Origin of the sequence: Salegentibacter sediminis (genome assembly GCF_002078605.1) — a bacterium.
In the GTDB taxonomy this organism is placed as follows: domain Bacteria; phylum Bacteroidota; class Bacteroidia; order Flavobacteriales; family Flavobacteriaceae; genus Salegentibacter; species Salegentibacter sediminis.
In genome coordinates this window covers 117,645-140,953 of the sequence record NZ_MSJR01000002.1, presented here as the reverse complement: position 1 = coordinate 140,953, position 23,309 = coordinate 117,645, and the positions used below count along the sequence as shown (strand labels likewise).

The following is a 23,309-nucleotide window of genomic DNA, read 5'->3' as shown; positions in this document are numbered from 1 at the left end:
GCCGCAGTAGAAATATTAGAGTTCCACTTTAAGAGACAGGTTAAAGCGTGCCCCATTGGCCTTTATATAATTGGAGTCTCGCGCGCTCCACTGCGAGATAAGATTATAGTAATCTTCATTCAGCAGGTTTTCGATCCCCAAACCAAGGCTGGTGTTCTCTGTTAAACGGTAGGTACTGGTAAGATTTACCAGGTTAAAGCTTTCTACGGGACCTTTTCCGTAGATATAATTGCCGTTGGCATCAGGATCAAAATGATCTCTTTTCCCACTGTACACATGCGATAACCTTGCCTCCCAGTTCTTATTTATGTCGTAGGCCAGGTAGGTTACCGTTTTTAATGGTGGTATGCGGTCGCCGTTCATATAAGTATCATAGTCTCCATTATCTTCCGAATCCAATTTTCCTTCGGTCCAGGAAACCGAACTACCAAAACTTAGGTCGGGACTTATCCTGGTATCCAAAGCCAATTCAAATCCATAGACCTTCTCCGGTTGCCGGGCAATCTGGAAAATACCATTTACTTCGCGATAAGTTGCTCCAAGATCTGAAGTACTTATAAAATAGGCTCCGCTTAACCGGGTAGCCCCAAAATTACTGTTAAACCCTACCTCATAGTTATTAGCGATTACCGCTTCCGAAGAGATCAGACTTACCGTATTCTCAGTAGCGGTTCTCAGGGTACGACCAAGATCTGCAATAGAGAAACTCTGGGAGAAGCTCACAAAGGGATTAAACAGCTTAAGACCATTATACCTCAGCCCAATATTATAGGTGGTGGCATCGTAGGTTATTTCCCCTCCATCTACACTAACCCCTCCATTGGGTGTTTCTCCACCATAGGGAAAGATGTATATAGTACTGTAATCTGGCACATCAATATTGATATTCTCAAAGCGAAGTCCGGCTTTAAGTACGAAATCCCTGTAAAGTGTTTTAAGTTGTGCATACGGCGCCAGGTTGGTCATATCCATCTCCGGGGCCCACACTCTTCCGTCTATGAGTTTTTGAGAAGTTTTATCGTTAAGCACATCCAAGCCGTATAACAAATCCCCGGAGATATCATCACCTATCATATACGGAGATTTAAAGTTAAGCCGTAATCCTTTTTTCGCCGATTCTACTGTAGACTGGCCACCCTCATAGCCTTCTTCAGCATTATAGAAATAGTCGCTAAAACCATACACCGTCTTAAAATCCTGCATGTAAAGATTCAATTTAAGATCGGTATTTCCTACGAGATCAATTGCGTCATAAGTGAGCTGGGCATTATGATTATGCCGGTTCCCCTGATCTACTCCCAGCACTTCCCCAATAACTCCAATTGCGGGGCGTTCTCCATAAACTCCGTTTTGATTTACATACTCGGTGTCCTGATTACTGCTGAAGTAGTTATACATGATTTCTACGGAATGATCCTGAGCAAGATCGTAGTTCAGTTTCCCGAACAGGCTGTACTGGTTGGTCTCCCCCAAACCGTAGGTAGGAGAAACCACCTCGCCTTTTGCATCTCTGAAGATTCCCGTTTGCTGAAAATTCCCGGAAAAAACATAACCTAGTTTTTCAGTACTTCCAGAAAATGTCTGTGATAGTTTAGAACCTATTGTATGCTCAACATTCACCAGGGAACCCTGGGCACTAAGCTCGGTAGTGCTCTGTAGCTTTCGGCCGGTACCCGGTTTTTTGGTGATGTAGTTAATAATCCCGCCGTCGGCTCCGTTCCCGTAAATCGCGGTAGCTCCTTTTATAACTTCAATACGTTCAATGGTATTTGGATCTATAGTATTAATATCGCGACCGCCGGTTCTTAAAGGTGTGGATTGTGGGATCCCATCGATTAAAACCAGCATATTTCTTCCTCTTAAGGTCTGGCCCGTATTACTGGTTCGGTTGGTACTAAGAGATATCCCCGGGATTTCGGTTAATAGCGCCGCAACCGAATTACTGGTCTTGTTAAGCCGCTCTATCTCCCCCGAAGTTAGAATTGATACCGAAGAAGGAACTTCATCCAAAGTCTCCCGGGACCTGTTGGAAGTAATTATTATCTCTCCAAGGTCCTGCTGGTCTTGATTTAGACTTATATCAATACTCTGAATTTTTCCCCTAAGAAGATTAACCTCTTTGGTAACCGACTCATATCCGATAGCCGAAAATGTGAGGTCATAACTTCCCGGCTTCACATCCTGTAATTGGTAAACCCCATCGATATTAGAAGTCGTGCCCATGGAAGTGCCTTCGAGAACTACATTTACAAATGGAATTGGTCTATTCTGTTGGTCGGTCACCGTTCCCTGCAGACCTGTTTTATCCTCTTGTGCAGCGCTGGATAATACTCCCAGTATTACTGCACATAGAATGATGAAATGTTTCATTTTTACAAACTGTTTTTATTTAGACTGGTTTTAAATTGAGGTCAAATGTAGAATCAATCTAAATAAAAAACAACTCCATTTGCTTATAAAAATGAAGATGAAAATCCCCATCCCTGTAATTTACTGATAACGTACTTTTTATATTTTCGCTTTTTATTTTAAAAAAAACGGGAAGATTAAATTTATTTATCCCCGGGTCTTACCACAGGAGTGAAATGGGAATAATTGAGGTCAGAAAGCCGTGCTCCATTTCAAATAAAGAAAAAGCCTAAATGGATTTATTTGACAGGAGTAAGTGATAAACTTTACTTGTTAATAGTAGTAGGAAAAATTTCCGCAGAAATATGTGGAAATAAGTTACAAGCATTCTGAATTAGCGAACTGGAAATCAGTAAAAGAGAGAAATAAACCAAAGGGCGAAAGCCAGCAGGATTAAAATAAAGAAGCTTATAAAAACATAATGGCCTTTATTATAAAACCAGGATTTCCCTTTCCTTAGTACAGGAACCAATGCAGCTGCTGTTTTGTTTATTTTCAATATCTTTTTCTTTTAAGAGTAAAAAGGTCTGCAAAAATCCTAAGCACAAGACTTTCACATTTCCTTAAGATTTGTTGCAATGTACGTGCCAGTTATTTTCCTGATGCAATTAAAAACCGGATACGACCTTAGACAAGAATGTAAAGAATTCCATAAGTCGGCTTGGGGAGGAACAACTTTCAGAAAGATTCAAGGGATTGCGCTTTATTTGTTTTGCTAAAACAAAGAGACCGGTACAGAATTAAACGCCCGGGATGCCAGGTAAAGGTACAGGGCAGCATTCTTAAAGAGATTGATGCCCTGTAAAACGCATAAATTATAATTCAATTTTTGCTCCCAGTAATTTCACGAACTCTCTTATAAATGGTGCGTGACCGGGCCAGGCCGGAGAAGTAACCAGGTTCCCATCTACCACAGCTTCGGTGGGTTTCACTTCTTTATAGGTGCCGCCGGCCAGTTCAATTTCAGGTCCTATACTCGGGTAGGCGGTGAGGGTTCTACCTTCCACCAGGTTAGCTACCGTAAGGATCTGTATTGCATGGCAAATCGCTGCCACAGGTTTATACTGATCAAAGAAATATTTAGTGATCTCCAGCACGCGCTCATTAAGCCGCAGGTATTCCGGTGCCCGCCCCCCGGCGATAACAAGGCCTTCGTAATCTGAGGCTGTGACCTCATCAAAAGAAAAATTAAGCTCAAACAGGTGCCCCGGCTTTTCGGTATAGGTCTGGTCTCCTTCAAAATCGTGGATGGCGGTTTTTATCTTATCGCCTTTCTTTTTATCGGGGCATACCGCATGAACGGTATAACCAAGCATTTCCAACATTTGAAATGGCACCATAGTTTCATAGTCCTCAGCGAAATCGCCGGTAAGGAAGAGTATTTTTTTCATAATAAAATCATTTAAAGCTAAGCAAGCTTAATTTACTAAATCCTACAGGTATCTGGATTAAATAATCGTTAAAAACCAGCCCATTACAGAGAAAAAGAGTCTCGTTTTTTATAAATTATAGATTCAAAAACCTAGCACTATGCCTAATAGAAGACTTTTCATAAAACAAACTGGGCTTTTACTTGCTGCCAGTGCCCTGCCCTTCCCCAATTTTATGATTCCGAAGAAAAAAGAAAAACTCGGTATTGCCCTTGTAGGTTTAGGTTATTACAGCAGCACTCAGTTGGCCCCGGCTCTTCAGGAAACCGATTTGTGCGAATTAAGAGGCATAGTTACCGGGAGCCCGGAAAAAATTCCGGTATGGCAGGAGAAATACGGCATAAAAGACAGGAATGTCTACAATTATGAAAATATGACGGCTATGGCCAATAATGAGGAGATCGATGTGATCTACATCGTCCTGCCAACCGGCTTGCATGCCAAATATGCAATTAAAGCCGCCGAAACCGGCAAGCATGTTTGGTGTGAAAAACCTATGGCGCGTACTGCAGATGAATGCAGGAACATCATTAATGCCTGCGAAGAAAATAAGGTAAAACTTTCTATAGGATACCGCATGCAGCACGAGACCAATACCCGAAAAATAATGAAATGGGCAGAGACCAGGCCTTTTGGGACCATTGAAAATCTTGAAGCCCAGGCGGGGTATTATGGCTCCCCGATGAACCCCTGGAAATTAAAAAAAGAAATGGGTGGCGGGGCCATGTATGATATGGGTGTATATCCCTTAAATGCGGCAAGGTACAGCACGGGGATGGAACCTATTGCTGTTAGCGCCACTCATAGCACTAAGCGCCCGGAGATCTTTACAGAGGTAGACGAAACCACCAACTTCGAACTCGAATTCCCCAATGGGATCACCGCCAGCTGCAAGACCAGTTTTTGGGAAAACCTGAACAACCTGGAAATAAATTGTAAAAACGGATGGTATTATTTAAGGCCTTTTCAGAGTTATAGCGGGGTAAAAGGCAAGGCCAGCGATGGCACTATCTTGCCGCCCTTCGGGAAAAATCAGCAGGCGGTACAAATGGATGATGACGCCCGGGCAATTTTAAACGACACCCCGGTTTTGGTCCCCGGCGAGGAAGGCTTGCGGGATATCGCGATCCTGGAAAAGATCTATGAATCGGCAGGCAGGAATGGGGAGAGGCTAAGTCTTGAGTAGGCCTTTGAGAAAAACTCTCCTTCTCTTCGCTTTAAAGATCCCACTTAAGTTAGCGGAAACGAAAGTTCAAAGTAACCCGATATAACTACCGGCCGGTGCCTTTTCTGTAAACTTCCAGGAGTTGAAACTGGATGAAAGCAGTTCTTCCACCTCTTCGATATCTCTTTTAAAATAGGTGTAGTAGATATATTTTGCCGTTTCCTCATCGAGTTCAGCAGGGTTTTGTCTAAGCGTCCTGAATATTCCCAGTCTCCTTCCGGCCACCTTTTGTTTGCCTAAATTAAGGCTGATCTCTTCAGGGGAAAGCTTGAATTGAAGTCCGAGACTTTCTTTAAGTTCCAGCAAGATCTCAAAAGGCGCACGCCGTAGTTCTTCAAATTCCAGGATTTGAAGCCGGTGTTCTTCGGTTTGTTGCAGCAAAGATCTTATCCCTTCGGAATATTTTCCTGCGATGATATAACTCGTATTCTGTGGCCCCAGCCCCACTTCCGGCGGACTACTATCCCATTTTACAGCTTCTATAAAACTGGAACGCTCTGTACCTTCTTCCCGGTTTTTTCGGTAGGCAGCAAAACCGCGCCATACGGGATTCCTAAGCATCAGATAAACCCTGGCCTGTGGTAATAAATATTCAGAAATATCGGTTTGACGAAGCTCCTCCAGGCTTTCGAATTCGAAGATCCCTACCCGTAGATTTTCAGTTTCTTCAACCGATTTACATTCCAGGATAGCTTTATTCTGAAGGATTTCAGGAGCAGTACCGGTTTTTATATTCTGCTTTAAGAGATCAAAAACCTCCCTGGCACCACTATACTGCGAGGCAATTACCAAACAATCGAATTTACTTTTCATTGGGGCTATAGTATGTTCCGGAAAAAGATCGCAAAGGCAATTCTTTATGTTCGCGCCATTAATAGGCGCACAGCAATCACCTTATGATCCGGGATCCGGAAAATTAATCTTATAACAACAACCAACGTAGTAGGTATAGCCGGTTTTTAATATCTAATCAAAACGCTAAAGCATCTTCAGTACATTGCTCAAAAGTTCATCGCTTTACAAGACTATAAATCTGTAGTTTATAGCTATAACTAAATTAAAAAAATATAGTCTAATTTGAATCCCTTCATAAATAAGTAATGAACAGGTTATTAACTATTTCTGTGAAAAACTTTAATTCAACTAAAAAAAGAAGCTTTTCAATAAAAAACTATACTTTAGACTTTCCTAAAAAACAACTTCAAGCTGGCATTAAACCTATGGGAAAATCAAAAAAGGATTTAATCCTACAAAGCATCTCCTTCGCCATAACTTTTGGAATAGCTTTCTTTGCTGTTCAGTATTTTTTCTTTAATACCAAAAACCTGGAAGAACAACTTGCCGATGCGGCCCGGGAAGTCAATAAAATTTCCTCTAAGATGGTCGATGAATATTCCCGGCTCGACAGCGCCTCTGCCGTGAGCGATCAGGTTTTTAAATATCACTATACCCTGGTAAATATGTCTAAGCAAGAGGTAAATACAGATACTGTAGAAAAATATATTAGACCGGGCATCATTGAAAATGTAAGCTCAAGCCCCGATCTAAAAGATTTCCGGGATAATAATATCACGATGAGCTATAATTATTATGATAAAAACGGCAAGTTTATCCTGAATATAGATGTTACCCCAGAGATGTATTAAGGTCTAATACTATTCCTGCCAGGCTATATATAAACCCCATTTTTAATTTATTTGGTAAAGTGTCGTCTCTAAAACTCCTTTAAAACCGGGAGATTTTACAGATAATATTTGTTTTTCTTCTTTAACCTTCAAGTTAAACGGCGACGCTAAAAGTTTTACTCCACTTTGCTTTTTAAGCCTGATTCCCTGCCCTGAGATAATATCTTTATTGGGTTCAAAATCTTCTTCCGGTAAGTGTTCGGTTAGAATAACATATTTATAATTGTATAATTTTTCAACTACACTTTTTATTTCCGCATTCGATAGATGTTGTAAAACCTGCCTTAGAATCGCGCAATCTCCCGAAGGCAATTCATCTGTTGTAATATCTAAAGCATGAAATTCTAAATTATCTGCCTGAAAGGCTTTCTTGTTATAGGCTATAAGCCCAGGAACTATATCCAGTGCGATATACTTTTTGGAGTATTTTACCAGTTCTTTCCCAATATTAAAATCCCCGCAACCCAGATCACAAACTACCGGGGGAGTCTCAAAATCTTTTAAAAAAGCAGATACCGCAGCTATATATGGATTTACTACTTCAGGGTGATGTGAGCCTAAACCGGAATAATATTCAGATTCCTCGCCACCCCACAGATTTTTTTCATAGATCTGCGCCATAGCATCTTTAGTTGGCCAGGGCTTTTTTGCTTTTTTGTTTTTTGTCATTGAAAAGATCAATACCGGATCATCACTCAAAAGTAATGGATTAAAATAATATTCGATAAGATCCTGATTCCGCTTTTATTCATAAGCGCTCTGGTATTAAAGTCAAAGCAAATATCCGTATGAAGTTTTACGCTAAATTTGGCACTACTTTAAAGATTATGAAAAGAGCTTTAGTAAGATATAGAAAAAGTGCTTTTGGAAGTTATGTTACTCGCAATCAAAAGTACGCTCCCATTCTTTTTTTTATGGGTGGTTTTATCTTTGATACGTTGACCTTAGGGAGAATAGATCGTGTTTATGATACGGTAGTACTTTGCTCACATATGACATTATTATCCATAACGCTTTATTTATATAATACAGTGAATAATGATAAGTGGGAAGGTACTTTTATTAGCCGTTATTCCGAATATTTGCCGCTGGCTATACAGTTCTTCTTTGGCGCACTTTCAAGTGCTTTTGTCATCTATTTTTTCAGAAGTGTGTCTATGTCAAAAACTATATTTTTTTTCATATTGCTGGTCCTGCTCTTATTTGCAAACGAGTTTCTTAAAAAGAAGATCTCCAATAAATACCTTCAGTTTAGTGTTTATTTTTTTATAAGTTTTACCTTTTTCACCTTCATGATTCCCACGCTGATTAGGGAAATGAATACCTTTATTTTTATCATTTCCGGACTTGTAAGTTTGGGGTGTACGCTGGCACTCATCAGTTTTATTTACAGGTCAAGCCCGGGCACAAGAGCTGAGATTAGTCTGAAAAAACTGCTCGGTATTATCTTTTCTATTTATTTAACAATCAATGTTTTTTACTATTTCAACCTTATTCCCCCGGTGCCGCTGGCTATGGATACCGGGATGGTGGCTCATGAAGTGCGGAAAATAAATAACGAATACATCGTTACTTACCAGAAGAATGAATGGTATGTATTTTGGCGTAAATATGACATTAATTTTCTTCGGCAGGAAGGTCAGAGGGTTTATGTGTTCACTTCTGTTTTTGCACCTACAGATTTAAAAAAGTCCATTTTTCACAGGTGGAAACGCTACAATCCCGAAACCGGGAAATGGGAAGTAACAGATGATATTGGCTTTGAAGTTGCCGGTGGGCGTGATCGTGGTTACCGGGGATATACTTATAAAAACAACCTTAGGGAAGGCCAATGGAAAGTTGATGTAATTACAGAAGAGGAACTGGTACTTGGTGTTGTGGATTTTGTGATTAAAAATACTTCTGAACCTCTTAAAGAAGGAATGGTAAAGAAAACATTTTAAAAACTGTTTCCTCAATCCTCTTCAATGCTCTAAAAGTCCTTGATAAAGCGCTTCAGAACCCTGCATCGACTTCCGGTAGGTTTGGTAAAATTGTTCTTGTGGTTATTGGAATTTCGATTGCCGAAAACCTTGTCCCCCATGCTGCACAAAGTCTTCCAAAATCTCTAAAAAGAACAGGTACTACAGCTATATATGGGTTTACTACTTCAAGATGATGTGAGCCCAACCCGGAATAATATTCAGATTCCTCGCCACCCCACAAATTCTTTTCATAGATCTGCGCCATAGCATCTTTTGTGGGCCAGGGCATTTTTGCCTGTTTCTTTTTTGACACTGATTTAGGTTTTAATCCCTCATTTCTGTACTTATAAATTCAAGTTCTTTCCATTCAGAAAAACTTCCATCTTTATAATTTTCTTCAATTTACAAAAGGGCTCATAAAAGCTGTATTTGTAAACGAACACTCTTTTACTTTTTAGTACTCTTTTTTAATCGTGGCAGCAAATAAAAACAGGAGCCGGGATCTAATAAAATCTTTCTACAGCACATATTTGAAAGATTTAAAATTCAGCTAATATTCGAGACCTACCTATGATTTCAGGATGGAGTGGCTTTCATCTGGAAACCATATTTTGGAATCCAAAAGCCTGAAACAGGAAATTAAAGAAAAGTTGCAGAAAGCTTATAAATAATTAAATCTTCAGGGGCCGCGATCTGGTGTTATTTATTCCCACTAGCTGTCATGATCCTTCTATTTAGCATCTCATGCAATAAAAGTTACATTTCTTCTCTGTAAAAAATTATAAATTGATGCGCCAACCAAGGTCCTTAATTTTCAGTAACTTAGCTAATCATTTTCAGTAAAATGGCAAATAAAAACATACGATCATTATCGTCCCGTAAAGGTTTAGATGATAATTTGTTCGAAAATATAGCAGAATTATCGCATAAAAACGCACCAAAAAAAGACTTCCAGAAATTGGCAAAACGCTTTTTGGTCGATGATTCCGTGATAGTTGGCACATCTTCTTTCTACGATTTTACCAGGGAAGAAAACCGGGCTAAAAAAATCCATGTGTGCAGTGGAACAGCTTGTATGGTGGCCAAAACTCAAACAAATCTCCAAAAGAATATAGAAAAGCATTTCAAAAAAGAGGAAATTGGTCACGCTGCCTGTGTAGGTCATTGCCATACCAATAATGCTTTCATGTTCGATGATAAAACATTTTCAGCAGCTACAAATGAGGAATTAACAGAAATCCTGTCAATGCGGGGGCAATCGGGAACTCCCAATAATAGCTATAATATAGCTTCCAATACCACGCCTGTTCTAACTTCAAAGATTGAGAAGGTTTCTAATTTTTATGCGCTTTCCGAAAAATTTAAAGCAAATCCTCAACAGGTTATCCAGGAACTAAAAACCTCAAATTTAAGAGGCCGTGGTGGGGCGGGTTTTCCGTTTTGGTTTAAGTTAGATGCTGTCATTAAAGAACCCTTAAACGCCACCGGAGAGGAAACCCAAAAATACATTGTGTGTAACGCAGATGAAGGTGATCCGGGAGCCTATTCCGATATGTATCTACTGGAACATCAGCCGCATAAAGTTTTGTTCGGGATGTATATGAGCGGCTTAAGCGTTGGAGCCGATACCGGGGTTTTATACATACGTGGGGAATATCCTGATTCAATCAGAATTGTTTCCAATGCGATTCAGGAATTAAAAGATAACAAGCTGATTGGCAATTTTAAATTTAAAATAATTCGCGGGCAGGGCTCGTATGTCTGTGGGGAAGAAACCGCCTTATTGAATTCCATTGAAGGTTTACGCCCTGAAGTGCGGGTGCGGCCACCTTATCCAACTCAATATGGTTTGTATGGCAAACCAACGGTCTTGAGCAATGTAGAAACCTTCGCAAATATTCACTGGATTTTAGAAAATGGTGGCGCGGCTTATGCCTCCCTGGGAACAAAACTATCTACGGGCACAAAACTGGTTTCCCTGGACAGCTTTTTCAATGCTCCGGGAATATATGAAATTGAAATGGGCACTCCCTTAGCCACCGTTTTTAACGAGTTTGGGAAAGGGGTAAAATCAGACATTAAAGCATTTCAACTTGGTGGCCCCTTAGGCGGTATCATTCCAATGCATAAAATCGAAGAGCTGAGTTTAGATTTTGAAAGTTTAAAGTCAAACGGATTCCTCTTAGGTCATGCCAGCGTAGTTTCTATCCCAACAGATTTTCCAATGATTAAATTCCTGGAACATTTATTAGAATTCACTGCCGATGAATCTTGCGGAAAATGTTACCCGTGTAGGATTGGCTCTTTTAGAGGTATGGAGTTACTTCAAAAAGCACAAAATGAAGACTATAAAATTGACCAGCACTTATTCGCTGATTTATTAGAAACCCTGGAAATTGGTTCTTTATGTGCACTTGGCGGAGGAGTTCCCTTACCAATAAAAAATGGATTGATGTATTTTAAAGAGGAGTTAAACCAGTATTTCACTTCAAACTAAAATCAATATGAAAGCTTTTATAAACAACATAGCATACGATTTTATCACAGGTGAAACCATCCTGGATTTCGTTAGAAGAATTGAAAACAACAAAAACGCCATTCCAACAATGTGTCAGGATAACAGATTGGAAAATTTTGGTTCCTGTAGAGTTTGTTCTGTGGAAGTGGCCCTTCAAAAAGACGGACCAACAAAAACAATGGCTTCCTGCCACACCCCGGTTACTAAAGATTTATACATCTATCACAATACAGAAAAAATAAAAAGGCTTCGCAAGAATATTGTTGAACTGGTTTTATCAGATTATCCTACTGATAAAGTCTTTCCTGCTGAAGATAAAAAAGCAACCCCTTTTCAGGAAACCATCGCCCAAATAGGAATTCCTAATGTGCGCTATCCCGAAGGAGAAAATCATTTAGAGCTTGAGCCGGACAGATCACATCCCTATATAAAATCAGATCTGTCACAATGCATCAACTGTTTTCGCTGTGTTAGAGCCTGTGAGGAAATCCAGGGGGAGATGATCTTAGGAATGTCCGGTCGTGGTTTTGCCACCAATATCATTAAAGGCTTTGATGAAACTTTTGATGAATCTGCCTGTGTTTCTTGTGGCGCCTGTGTACAGACCTGCCCAACAGAAGCTTTAACCGATAAATTTGAAACCAAGACTTTGATCGCCGATAAAACGGTAAGAACAACCTGTACGTATTGCGGCGTTGGCTGCCAATTGGATGTTTCGGTAATCGATGGAAAAATCAGGGGCATTCAGGCTCCCGAAACTGCTGAAGTCAATGAAGGTCATACCTGTTTAAAAGGTCGTTTTGCGTTTCAGTTTTATGATCACCCAGACCGTTTACGCGAACCGATGATTAAGAAAAACGGCAAATTTGAAGAAGTTTCCTGGGATGAGGCATACGATTTTATCGCTCACAAATTAATAGATATAAAGAACAGGCACGGCGCAGATAGTATTGGAGCCATATCTTCCTCCAGAGCTACCAATGAGGAAAATTATTTAATGCAAAAAATGATTCGGGCTGCGATAGGAACCAATAATATTGATGGTTGCGCACGTGTATGCCACGCTCCTACTGCCTATGGAATGCAGGAATCTTTTGGAACAGGCGCAGCAACAAACTCCATTGAAGATTTAAAACAAACCGATGCAATTTTCCTTTTTGGAGCGAATCCGCTAAAAGCTCATCCGGTAACCGGAGCAAAAATTAAACAGGCTTTTATGAAAGGAGTGACCTCTATTGTGGTAGATCCTATCAAAACAAGTCTGGCTGAATTGGCAGATTTTCATTTACAAATTAGACCGGGAACCAATGTGGCTATTTTAAATATGATAGCACATTACATTATCAAAGAAAACCTGGTTAACCAACATTTTATTGATGCTTATACCGAAAAGTACGAGGAATTTAAAGCACATGTTGAAAATCTGGATATGGATGAATTAGAGACCCTCACAGGAGTTTCTAAAGCCCTGGTCAGGAAAGCTGCTATTGCCTATGCGAAGTCTGAAAGAGCCATGGAATTTCATGGTTTGGGAGTTACAGAACATTTTCAGGGTAGTAAAACCGTAATGTTATTATCCAATCTGGCCATGATGACCGGGAATATTGGAAAACATGGAGTGGGGCTAAATCCGTTACGTGGGCAAAATAACGTTCAGGGTGCTGCAGATATGGGGGTACAACCACATCAAGGTGCCGGTTATATGGATGTTAATAATCCTGAAAATCAAAAATACTATGCAGAGAAATACGGGGTTGAAAAAATGCCGGAGTTTGAAGGCTTGAAAATTCCGGAAATGCTCGATGCAGCCATTGAAGGTAAGTTAAAAGCGCTCTACATAATGGGGGAAGACACTATTATGACCGATCCCAACACCAATCATAGCATTAAAGCTTTTGAAAATCTGGAATTAATTGTTGTTCAGGAACTATTCATGACTGCCACAACCAGGATGGCAGATGTAGTCTTGCCGGCTTCCTCCTACTTTGAAAAAAATGGAACCTTTACCAATGGAGAACGAAGAGTACAGCGCGTTAATAAAGTCATTGAACCTATTGGAAACACAAAACCAGACGGCCAGATGGTTATTGATGTGATGAGCCGTTTAGGCTACGACCAACCCACCGGTCTAACCTACGACGCTGCCAAAGTTATCGAAGAAATAGCTGATGTTATCCCATTTATGAAAGGATTATCCTGGGAACGTTTAGGAGAAAATGGCTTACAATGGCCTATTAAAGAAGACGGAACAGATACTAAAATGCTTCATATAGATGGGCATTTTAAAAAAGGAATCGGTACTTTTCATCATTTCGATTTTGAAGAAAGCCCTGAAATTAGCTCCCACGGAGAAAAATATCCCTTTATTTTAACCACGGGAAGAGAACTGGAACATTACAATTCCGGAACCATGACCCGTAGAACAGATAATCAAACAATTCTTCCAAAAGATGTATTAGAAGTACATCCACGAGATGCCAAAGAAAAAGGGATTAAAGATAATGAAACAGTGCGAATTTTTTCTGATAGAGGAAGTGTGCACGTACCCATAAAATATTCCAAAAACGTCAAAAGAGGCGTTTTAAGAACCACTTTCCATCAGCCTGAAGTGTTCATCAACCTTATTACAGGAAGTGTTGGAGATAAAGAAACCATGACTCCTGAATATAAGGTTGTGGCAGTCGATTTTGAACGTATTTGATTAAAAAATATGCAGACACTAACCTACGAAGGTTTACACATAGAAAACGGAATTCAGAAAAAAGTAGACGATGCTTTAGTTGTTGAGGCTGCCTTGCAGATAAACATCAATAAGGAGCCCTACACGGTTGTTATGAGAACTCCTGGCGATGATTTCGAGTTAATACGCGGCTTGTTATATGCCGAAGACATTTACCAGCATACAGCTAATCCCGGTTTTGAAGTTATTGAAGAACGGGAGCAGGAATTCTCTATTGTAAATGTGAGCATCCCTGAAAAATCTTTGGGAAAAGGCTACTTAAACAAAAGAACCCTACTCTCTGTTTCTTCTTGTGGAATTTGCGGAAAACAAAAACTTGAAGATATTGCAGTAAAAGGATGCAAACTGGCCAATCATTCCGGTTTCGATTTTCAGAAAATTGAAGCAATGTTTGCTGAAATGAAACAGCGGCAAGAAACTTTTACAGCTTCAGGCGGATCGCATGCGGCCGCATTATTCGATATCAATTACAAGCTGCTAAGTGTAAAAGAAGATATTGGCCGGCACAATGCCGTTGATAAAGTTATTGGCGAATTATTGATGAAAGACTCTTTAAAAACTGCCAATTGTATGCTGGTTAGCGGGCGGGTTTCCTACGAAATTATTTCGAAAGCTTTTATAGCAAATATCCCCTATGTGATAGCCGTTTCTGCCTGCTCAAGTTTGGCTGTAGATTTTGCGAAAGAGTTTGGGATTCGTCTCATTGGCTTCTCCAGGGGGAACAAAGCCACCTTATACTCTTAAAGATAAAACTGTAGATTCAAGAAAGGTTCATTAAAATTTCTTTTCAAGTATATGAAGATATTCTTCAGTTTTATTAAGCTTATGGTTTCGGTTTTCTGTTTTATCTGCCTTGAACCTTTGATATTCTTTCGAAACTAATTGGTAATTACCGTATTTTTCCATTGTATCCTGCACCTCTTTCTTCGACATTAACCCTTCATTGTTGTAACTTAAAAATATATACTTGAAATTAGAATATTTGATTAAGTTGTCAAAAGCACTTAACACGGTTCCCTTGCTGCAATACTGAGATCGATTGTAATCTCTTAAGCCTGTTTTGCCTTTTGGAGTAAATTCATCATAAAGCGCTATTGTATTTAAAAGATGATAGTTTGCTCCATATTGTCGAGCATTATATGGAGGATCCAAATATAAAATATCCCCCTCAATTGTTTTTATAAGTTCATTGCTGTCTTGGTTAAAAACAAGATGTTCATTCTTATTCAATTGGTAGTCCGCAGGTTCTAGAATTAAATCTTTTTGAGCTGATTTTTTAAGCTTCTTGAGATAGGCACCATAGACTGAGGCTGTATTTGCTACTTTGTCAGAACTTTCCAACAAACTAGCCAGTAGAAAAAAATAAGTCGCATTATCTATTGTGCCTTCATTCCTCCACTTTTGGATTTGAATCCTAATGGAATCGATTTTTTTACCATTCTCATCTGAGAAATATTGCCTAGATCCTTTTTCTCCAATACAATAATTACTATAAATAAACCCTTTAACAGGGGAAAGATCATTTAATCTTTTAATGAAATAATCTTTTTTATCCAATGGGAGGTGGTTTCCAATATAATTCCGATTAAGAACATAGCTATAGTATTCAAAATCGTTGCTGATTACTTGTTTTACAAGTTTTTTGAAATTACGTCCCACTATTCCAGTACCGGCAAAAAGATCACAGAAAATTTTATTGGAAAGATCTGCCCCAACAACTTTTTGTACGTTCTCTAATATAAATGGATTTAGTTTATTTTTGGATCCTATATAATTCATATCTGGATATTATTGAGCGCAAATATAAAATATCCTAGCAGTTGACTCTATTTGTTATTTCTTTTTAACGTAGGAGCTTGCCTGAATGCAATCGGATCAAACCAAAAACAACCTTCACAGCCTATAGAAACATCATATAGTTTACTGCCCTTAATATAGGAAACGGTATAGCCTAATAGTTTTGCATCATATCTTTCCCCAGTTTGTACACAGACTTTACAGAATTGCCTTTTTGCATCATTAGCAGGTTTGGATAAGGGCTGAAAATCATTTAATTTTTGGCTGGCAGAATTCATAACTTCTAAGTTATCTTTCCGGCCATCCTTATGATCTACTTCCGTTTTATGATCACAACTTCTTCTTGTACCGAGAACTATACATCTTTTAGAAGAAATTTCTTTTTTAATATCAGCTCTAATAGTTTGCGATAATTTACTTGATTCAGAGTTGTTCAAACCATTTAATCTTATACGGTCAATTTTAACCCCGGGAGTAATTGTTTTATCAGTTTCGACATTATAAGTCTTAGCTAAAACTGAGGATCTACGGCCCCAACTTAAACCATTTAATAGCTCCAGTTGGGAATACTTCCCTACAAATTCTGAAGTATTCACCCACCTGGAAATTCCCTTTTCATTAGGTTTAGCAAGTTCAATAAAGAGTTCATGTTTTTTCATCTTATAAGAGGATTTTGTGAATATCTATTACGCTAGTTGGGTAATTTTTGTGAGTACGTGATTTTCATCTATTGAAAATGAGTAAACCTCTAATTTTTCAAGATTTGGAATTCCTTCCTTAAGTAATCTTTCCTGTTCTTTTTTAAATTTATTTTTCATTGTGAGGTACCAAGGGGATAAAATACCTTTTCTACTTTTTTCCTTTGTTAAAAATTGGAAATATTTGCCTCTGTTATTCTTAGGAACTTCAGGAGGTGCTTTGAGAATAAGAATGGGAATAATATTTTTATACTGACTTTTATATGCTGAAATCCATCTCGCATATTCTTTTATCTGATTATAAATGGACTCATTGTAAACAAACTTATTTTTTAATTCAATTAGAATACACTTTTGGTGATCTGTTCCGAACAGTAAATCCATTCTTCGCTCGCTAAATGAACAGGCAATTTCATTGGCTATAAAATTTACGTTTCCGTTAATTTCAGGCTTTAGGACCTCATTTAAGATTCCGTGATTATTAGCTTTAGCAGTAAATAGTATCCTTAGATCTTCCTCTTTATAAATTTTGTTTAATCTTAGGTCAGAACGAGGCATTTCTGTTGTGCAATTTAAATCATAAGCGTTATTATCATTTAAAACACTAATTTTTCCATCCGAATAAGAAAAATTATTTGCATTTTCTAACAAAATATTATTTTCGATAAGTCCTGCCTTAAATAAAGAAAATTCTTTGTCATCAATCGAAATACAACCTCGATTGCCTTTGAGTTTTTTAAAAATCCAAGACCACTGCATATTAAAAATAGAATGATTTAATATTTTCAAAGGATTTTCCATCATATCCCATTCAGAAATGTAATTTTTATATACCTCCTTAGGTCTAATTCTCATCCTATAAGTGAGGGTTTTCGTACCTAAAGAATTCCCTAGGTACTGAGGGTGATGACCATCATAACAATTATAATCGTAAAATACCTCTCCCACTGCTTTAAAAATTCCGAAAAATCCTCTTTTCATTACATAAAAAATGATATTATCATCTTCACGTATACTAAGGATATCAGCTAATGCTCCTCCTTGATGGGGAGCTCCATTCTTGCCGGTTCCAATGAACATATAATTTAAGTGAGGCTTAATTGTGATTTCATCGACAGTTAAAATATGTGTCGCCATTAAAACATTTTTTTAAAGGTTAATATATATTCATGCTTAAAAATATAGTAATCACTATTCAGGGCCCGATATCGCCAAATCCCACCTTTACCTTGTTTAGCTCTGTTTCCGGCAATGTTCTTTACCACAATCCCTTTAAGTTTAACTTGAAATTTTTGTTTAACAGCATTTATAATAAGTGAGGATAAGGGAATTACCTCTCCCTTTTTATAAACATCCCCTATCACGATGGAGAAGTACCTTTCCTTCTCTAGATAGCTCAGACAATTTTTTATTACATCGAGCATTTTATTTATAAATAAATCAGTATCAGATATCTGAGATAGATCATTCTTATGGCTCGTAAACTTAATAATATCCAGATAGGGCGGGTGCATGAGTACATAGTGAACCTTTTCAGCTTTCATAGATTCTAAAGAGGTAGTAATGGCATTGTCAAATTCTTCCTGAGAAGTGACATCAGCAATTTTTATAGAATACTGAATTTCAGAAGAATTCTTCATGTTGTTTTTAACAAAATTGAAAATATCCTCATTTATATCAAACCCAATAAAATTTCTATTTAAATTCTCAGCTTCATAAAGCGTAGTACCGCTCCCTAAAAAAGGGTCTAAAACTATTTCTTCATTTCTTGTATACCGCCTAATCAACTGATTAGGAATTTGTGGAATGAAATTTCCGTGATACACATTTGAATGTTTACCTGATTTTTCCCGTTGCTCAATAATCCATAAACTATCAACATTTATGTCGCTTTCTTTCCATTTTTTAATATCTAGATCGTTATATTTCATTTTCTATAATCTTATTTCTCTTATACTTTTTAATTTATAATTCTCATCCCAATAAGTGACTAATTTTAAATTGAAAACATTATAATCATCTGTAATTTTTTTCTTGGATTTGTAGATCATTTTATAAGAAACATAGTAATCTCCATCTTCCTGCTCAACTACTTTAAAAGAGTCCCAATCTATTTCTGAACTTGAAAATGGGTACTTTCCTCTATGATTTTTCGCAATTTTCAGTATTTCATTAAGGCTGGGATCGGTTGCGCCATACCAGCTTATTACATTGGGACTAAGAAATTTTGGCAACTTTTCAATTTGATTGGAATTCATAGACTGACAGTAGTCTTTTACAATTTCTTTTAGTTGGTCTTCAGCAGCAAGAGGTTCTGTCGAAAAACTAAAAGCGTAGAATGACAGGAGAATTGCCACAACTCCAATACAGGCAGCTATTAAAATTTTAGGGTCGGTATTCTTTGGTTTTTTAGTTTCTTTAAATGAAGGAATTTTTATTTTTCCTTCAAATTTTTCCTGATATTCTGCCTTTTTATCCTCTTTAAATTTCTGTTTTATTTCTGAAATAGGAAATAATTCCTTTGTAATGTTAAAAGCGTGCACTTTTTCTGGACTCAATGATCTTTCTTTAGCTTCTTCAAATGGGATTAAACTTATAAAATCCGGATTGTTGGCTTTACCACCGTAACCAAAAGCTATAAAAATGGGACTATCATCAGAATTTAACTCGGGGAAGCTTTTAAATTGTTGTTGGCTAAGTACATCATATTTACTCTGAAAGGTTTTGGAACGGAATTTTGCCTCAACATAAAGTTTCTTTCCTGTCACTTTAGATTTAAACTGGAAATCAGGTTTTAGTGAGCTCTGGACATATCGTTCAGTATTTTGCTTGTAATCATTTGTTTTATGCAAAAGTTCATAGTGACTTTCAGGAAATATTATATTCTGGACAAAATTTTCAAATTGCTCTCCTTTTGTCCAGGAATTCTCGTCGTAGTTTTTTTTCATTTAATAAGTTTATTTTAAGCCCCCACCCCTCTCACAAACACCTCCACAAATTCCTTCATCTTGTTAATAATCCTGTCCCCTATTTCACGGGCTTTTAATATGCTGGGGCGGTTGTCCAGACATTTGAAGACTTCATCCCTCAGCGGCTCGTGTTCATTATAAATATAGGCGTCAATCAATGATTTGAACTGTTCCTTATCCAGGTGTTCTTCTTCACAGAGGTTTGCCAGTGCGAGTACCCGCTGATCACTCCAGTATTTATCAAATTCATCGGGAATCGAATCTATATCCTTTATTTTTGGGAGGTTTTCTTCTATGAATTTCTCAATTAATTCCCGCTTGCTGCGAAGCTCTACATCTCCTGCGAGCAGATCAAGAATTTGCTTTTTCTGCTGGGCGGCAGATTGTCCTTTGGCTTGTTTTAGTCCGGCAAGCAGCTTTAGAATATACGCCACATTCACTTCATCGCGATGGATCAACTCCAATTCAAAATCGACATCATCCAAAATGGAGGCTTTCTGTTTCTGGTGATCGCCTTTTGCTTTCTCGTAAAGGTCGAGATACTTGCTCTTGTAATCTTCAAAAGTCTGCTCATCTATTGGCACATCTTCCCAGCTAAAATCTGCAAAAGAGGTCAACACGTTCTTTGCCCGAATTAGCGCCCGGAATGCCTGCACAAACTCCAGCTCCTCTTCTTCAGAGGGTAAATTGTCAACACTCTTTACTGTAGGGGCAACTTTCAGCAGATTGATTAAAGCTTCAGAAAATTTCTCGCTGATCTTATCGTAATCAGGGAGGAGGATCTCTTCTTTTGCGTCTTTATTTGAGAATAAAGCAATGGCTTCATCAGTAGCTTTCTTTAGGTTACGAAATGATAGTATCTCTCCCTGGGATTTTTTCTCGTCCAGGATCCTGTTTGTTCTGGAAAATGCCTGGATGAGTCCGTGGTGGCGTAGATTCTTATCTACATAAAGCGTATTCAGCTTTTTGGCATCAAAGCCTGTGAGGAACATATTCACCACAAGAATAATGTCCAGTCGGTCTTCATCTTTAAAACCAACTTTCTCCCGGTTTTTATATCTCTTGCTGATGTCCTTAAAGTAATTCTCGAAATCTTTGCTGTCACGGGTGGAGAAGGCGGTGTTGTACATTGTGTTGTAATCTTCTATGAACTCGTCCAGCTTCTCCCGGGTATGACTGGTTTTATAAACGACCATTGGTTCTGCCGCCATTGCTTCTGTGTCTGGCAGCAAACCCTGGACTTCTTCATCTTCTTCGTTGGCGCCGTAAGTGAAAATTGTAGCGATACGAAGATCATGTTCTCCTGCTTCCTTCTTCTTTTTAAAGAGTTCGTAGTACCTGATCAGGTTTGGAATACTGCTCACGGCAAAAATGGAAGAGTAATCGCGGTTCTTGGTTTTGGTGTCGTGATATTTGATAATGTAATCCACAATCTTCTCCATGCGCTGCTCGCTCTCCAGTACTTCTTTGGTGTCAATATCTTCCACCTCAATATCGACAAAGGTGTTGCTCTTCCGCCTGTACCTACCAATGTATTCAATGCTGAACTTAAGAACGTTCTGATCCCGAATAGCATCTGTGATCACATACTTATGCAGGCAGGCTCCAAAAAGGTCTTTTGTTGTTCGCTTTCCTAAATCATTGTTGGCGGCATTATCTGCAAAGATCGGGGTACCGGTAAAGCCGAAAAGCTGACTGTTTTTGAAAAAGCTGGTGATCCTCTTATGGGTTTCCCCAAACTGGCTGCGGTGGCATTCGTCAAAAATGAATACTATCCGCTTTTCCTGCAGGTGCTCCATTCGGGACTGGTACCGCCCGGGGGAAATAGCATTGTTCAGTTTCTGAATCGTGGTAAGGATGAGCTTTGTATTGTCTGCAAACTGGGAGACCAGGGAGTTGGTATTATCGGTGACATCAACGCTGTCTTTTTTAAAGCTGTTGAATTCCTTCATGGTTTGGTAATCCAGGTCTTTCCGGTCAACAACAAAAACAACTTTGTGCACCTGCGGCAGGTCCATCAGGATCTGGCTCGCTTTAAAGGAGGTTAAGGTTTTTCCCGAACCCGTGGTGTGCCAGATGTAGCCATTATCCTTTGAAGTTTTGACCTGCTCAATAATAGCTTCAGTTGCATAAAACTGATATGGGCGAAGCACCATCAGGACTTTGTGCGTTTCATTCATCACAACATATCTCGAGAGCATTTTCCCAAGCTGAGCAGTATCTAAAAAAGCCTTCGTAAAATCAAATAATTCTTTGATGTTCCTGTTCTGCTTATCTGCCCAGAAAAAGGTCTGTTTGAAGGTGAGCGTTTGCAGCGGGTTATTGGAGAAATACTTAGTGTCCACTCCGTTGCTTATCACGAACAACTGCACGAAGTTGAAGAGCCCGTAGTTGTTCCAATAGGAGTGGCGTTTGTAACGGTTGATCTGCTTAAAAGCTTCTTTTAACTCGAGGCCGCGCCGCTTGAGTTCGATTTGAACCAGCGGCAAACCGTTGACCAGAATAGTGACATCATAGCGGTTTTTATAGGTACCCTGCTGTACGACCTGGTTGGTAACCTGGAACAGGTTCCTGGTCCAGTCTTCCGAATTAAAAAAGAGCACCCAAAAAGATTCCTCGTTGTCCCGGGTGAGCTGGTATCTGCCACGCAGAATCTTCGCCTTTTCGAAGACGTTACCTTTAGCCAGGTGATTCAGGATTTGTTCAAATTCCTTATCTGAAAAGGAGGTGTCATTAAAAGCCTCCAACTGACTTTTAACATTGGCCAATACTGTAGCCTCAGAATTTACAGTAACTCTGTCATAGCCCTGACTTTGCAGTTGCTTTAGCAGCTTGTTTTCTAATTCGGCTTCAGATTGGTAGCTCATTATTATTGATAAATATTAAATCCATAAGGGCTCTTTTTGCCAGCCCGATTTCATCCCGAGTGCATTTTGATCTACATTCGGATATTTTATAAATAAGGCATTCAGCTTTTCAGTAAAATGGTTAACAGGCTGCACAATGTTCAGCATATACTTCATTAAGCATAAATGAATATATAGGTATTGGAACTGTCCCTGGGACGGAACCTCCCCTATCCATTTATGGGGTGGTTTAGATAATAACTTTGGAGCCCCGGGAAGATTCCTGTTCCACAATCGGGAGTGGTGAGCACAAAAATTCCTAATCTGCGATATACTTTGGAGCCAGCTTGGGAGGTACGTATGATTTACCGCTCCATATTCCCTGGCAATAATATCTTTAGATTTCACTGTGCTTTTAAGATTACCATATAACTTAGACAAGGCACCAAAACTAGTTTGCTCCAAAGATTTCCAGGCAGGTGGAAACCGAAGGTCATCTTTGTGCTTCTTAAAATGAGATTTTATAGTAACATCTTTGGTACGGCTTATTTCTTCTTCCAAATTGGCTAAAGTTTTTACCAAAGCCCGACTATCCTGAAACAATTCGAAATTCTGAAACCACCAGGCGTCAAATTCCAGAGATAGATGATAGATCATTTTGGTGCGAAGACTGATCTCCAACTTTTCTATAACATCAAACAATAGAATTCTCAGTTCCCGATCAAAATTATACAGAGCAATAACATCTGCAAATTTGCTGTTCGGTTTGAAGATATGCTCTACTTTATCCTTTTGCATCACGTACCAGTATTCCCCCAGCCTATAATAGCTAATGTGAGAAAGAAAATGCTCAGCTTCATCTTCCGGATTAATAATTAATCCTCTGGATTTAAGCTGGGCAATTTGCTCCTGTATGGTAAATGCTCTTTTTTCGAACATAATTTTTAAACTAAAAAACCCCACAAGACAGCGCCATGTGGGGTTTAAATATTATTTCTTAAAAGCAAAAGACACACCCTGGGACGCTG

Annotated in this window: 18 protein-coding genes; 6 read left to right on the top strand and 12 right to left on the bottom strand. The window is 38.7% G+C overall.

Annotated elements, in window-relative coordinates; genetic code table 11:
- Nucleotides 1–15 precede the first annotated feature (15 nt).
- Together BUW93_RS04940 and BUW93_RS04935 are read right to left on the bottom strand one after the other, a co-directional pair.
- Complete coding sequence (locus tag BUW93_RS04940) at nt 16–2,370, bottom strand: TonB-dependent receptor (protein WP_081209763.1); 2,355 nt, start codon at nt 2,368–2,370, stop codon at nt 16–18.
- 854 nt (nt 2,371–3,224) lie between these two features.
- Nucleotides 3,225–3,800, bottom strand: coding sequence for a DJ-1/PfpI family protein (locus BUW93_RS04935; protein WP_081209761.1), 576 nt, complete (start codon nt 3,798–3,800; stop codon nt 3,225–3,227).
- Between the two features lie 139 nt (nt 3,801–3,939).
- Between BUW93_RS04935 and BUW93_RS04930 the strand changes: the two genes are divergently transcribed.
- Nucleotides 3,940–5,025 (top strand): Gfo/Idh/MocA family protein, encoded by a 1,086-nt coding sequence (locus BUW93_RS04930; protein WP_081209759.1) that lies wholly within the window; start codon nt 3,940–3,942, stop codon nt 5,023–5,025.
- A gap of 66 nt (nt 5,026–5,091) precedes the next feature.
- On the opposite strand, the gene BUW93_RS04925 is transcribed toward BUW93_RS04930, so the two are convergent.
- Entirely contained in the window at nt 5,092–5,877 is a 786-nt protein-coding gene (locus BUW93_RS04925; RefSeq protein ID WP_081209757.1) for a hypothetical protein, read from the bottom strand.
- A 407-nt stretch (nt 5,878–6,284) separates the two neighbouring features.
- On the opposite strand from BUW93_RS04925, the gene BUW93_RS04920 reads away from it, so the two are divergent.
- Complete coding sequence (locus BUW93_RS04920; RefSeq protein WP_157893284.1) at nt 6,285–6,710, top strand: hypothetical protein; 426 nt, start codon at nt 6,285–6,287, stop codon at nt 6,708–6,710.
- A gap of 42 nt (nt 6,711–6,752) precedes the next feature.
- Here the strand turns inward: BUW93_RS04920 and BUW93_RS04915 are convergent, their stop codons facing one another.
- Entirely contained in the window at nt 6,753–7,418 is a 666-nt protein-coding gene (locus tag BUW93_RS04915) for a class I SAM-dependent methyltransferase (protein ID WP_081209753.1), read from the bottom strand.
- Nucleotides 7,419–7,576: 158 nt separating this feature from the next.
- Between BUW93_RS04915 and BUW93_RS04910 the strand changes: the two genes are divergently transcribed.
- Nucleotides 7,577–8,692, top strand: a complete 1,116-nt coding sequence (locus BUW93_RS04910; RefSeq protein ID WP_081210224.1) for a DUF2914 domain-containing protein — start codon at nt 7,577–7,579, stop codon at nt 8,690–8,692.
- A 52-nt stretch (nt 8,693–8,744) separates the two neighbouring features.
- On the opposite strand, the gene BUW93_RS15140 is transcribed toward BUW93_RS04910, so the two are convergent.
- The gene (locus BUW93_RS15140; RefSeq protein ID WP_081209751.1) at nt 8,745–9,026 is read right to left on the bottom strand and encodes a hypothetical protein; all 282 of its coding nucleotides are present in this window, start codon (nt 9,024–9,026) and stop codon (nt 8,745–8,747) included.
- A gap of 531 nt (nt 9,027–9,557) precedes the next feature.
- Here BUW93_RS15140 and BUW93_RS04900 point away from each other — a divergent pair.
- Genes BUW93_RS04900 through fdhD form a run of 3 tightly spaced genes read left to right on the top strand, consistent with a single transcriptional unit; the run spans nt 9,558 to nt 14,715 of the window.
- Nucleotides 9,558–11,210 (top strand): NADH-ubiquinone oxidoreductase-F iron-sulfur binding region domain-containing protein, encoded by a 1,653-nt coding sequence (locus BUW93_RS04900; RefSeq protein WP_081209749.1) that lies wholly within the window; start codon nt 9,558–9,560, stop codon nt 11,208–11,210.
- A 7-nt stretch (nt 11,211–11,217) separates the two neighbouring features.
- Entirely contained in the window at nt 11,218–13,932 is a 2,715-nt protein-coding gene (gene fdhF, locus BUW93_RS04895) for a formate dehydrogenase subunit alpha (protein WP_081209747.1), read from the top strand.
- Nucleotides 13,933–13,941: 9 nt separating this feature from the next.
- The gene (gene fdhD, locus BUW93_RS04890; protein ID WP_081209746.1) at nt 13,942–14,715 is read left to right on the top strand and encodes a formate dehydrogenase accessory sulfurtransferase FdhD; all 774 of its coding nucleotides are present in this window, start codon (nt 13,942–13,944) and stop codon (nt 14,713–14,715) included.
- Nucleotides 14,716–14,745: 30 nt separating this feature from the next.
- On the opposite strand, the gene BUW93_RS04885 is transcribed toward fdhD, so the two are convergent.
- From BUW93_RS04885 to BUW93_RS04855, 7 genes are read right to left on the bottom strand one after another with little or no spacing between them, the layout of a single operon-like run.
- Nucleotides 14,746–15,750 (bottom strand): DNA adenine methylase, encoded by a 1,005-nt coding sequence (locus tag BUW93_RS04885; RefSeq protein ID WP_081209744.1) that lies wholly within the window; start codon nt 15,748–15,750, stop codon nt 14,746–14,748.
- Nucleotides 15,751–15,797: 47 nt separating this feature from the next.
- Nucleotides 15,798–16,427 (bottom strand): hypothetical protein, encoded by a 630-nt coding sequence (locus BUW93_RS04880; protein ID WP_081209743.1) that lies wholly within the window; start codon nt 16,425–16,427, stop codon nt 15,798–15,800.
- 27 nt (nt 16,428–16,454) lie between these two features.
- On the bottom strand, nt 16,455–17,603 hold the full coding sequence (locus BUW93_RS04875; RefSeq protein ID WP_081209742.1) for an EVE domain-containing protein: 1,149 nt from the start codon (nt 17,601–17,603) through the stop codon (nt 16,455–16,457).
- Nucleotides 17,603–18,397, bottom strand: coding sequence for a DNA methyltransferase (locus tag BUW93_RS04870; RefSeq protein ID WP_081209740.1), 795 nt, complete (start codon nt 18,395–18,397; stop codon nt 17,603–17,605). Before BUW93_RS04870 ends, BUW93_RS04875 begins: the two co-directional genes overlap by 1 nt.
- A 3-nt stretch (nt 18,398–18,400) precedes the next feature.
- Entirely contained in the window at nt 18,401–19,414 is a 1,014-nt protein-coding gene (locus BUW93_RS04865) for a hypothetical protein (protein ID WP_081209738.1), read from the bottom strand.
- Between the two features lie 14 nt (nt 19,415–19,428).
- Nucleotides 19,429–22,302 carry a type I restriction endonuclease subunit R gene (locus tag BUW93_RS04860; protein ID WP_081209737.1) on the bottom strand — a complete coding sequence of 958 codons (2,874 nt, stop codon included), beginning with the start codon at nt 22,300–22,302 and terminating at the stop codon, nt 19,429–19,431.
- 15 nt (nt 22,303–22,317) lie between these two features.
- Nucleotides 22,318–23,220 carry an Abi family protein gene (locus BUW93_RS04855; protein WP_081209735.1) on the bottom strand — a complete coding sequence of 301 codons (903 nt, stop codon included), beginning with the start codon at nt 23,218–23,220 and terminating at the stop codon, nt 22,318–22,320.
- Nucleotides 23,221–23,309 lie beyond the last annotated feature (89 nt).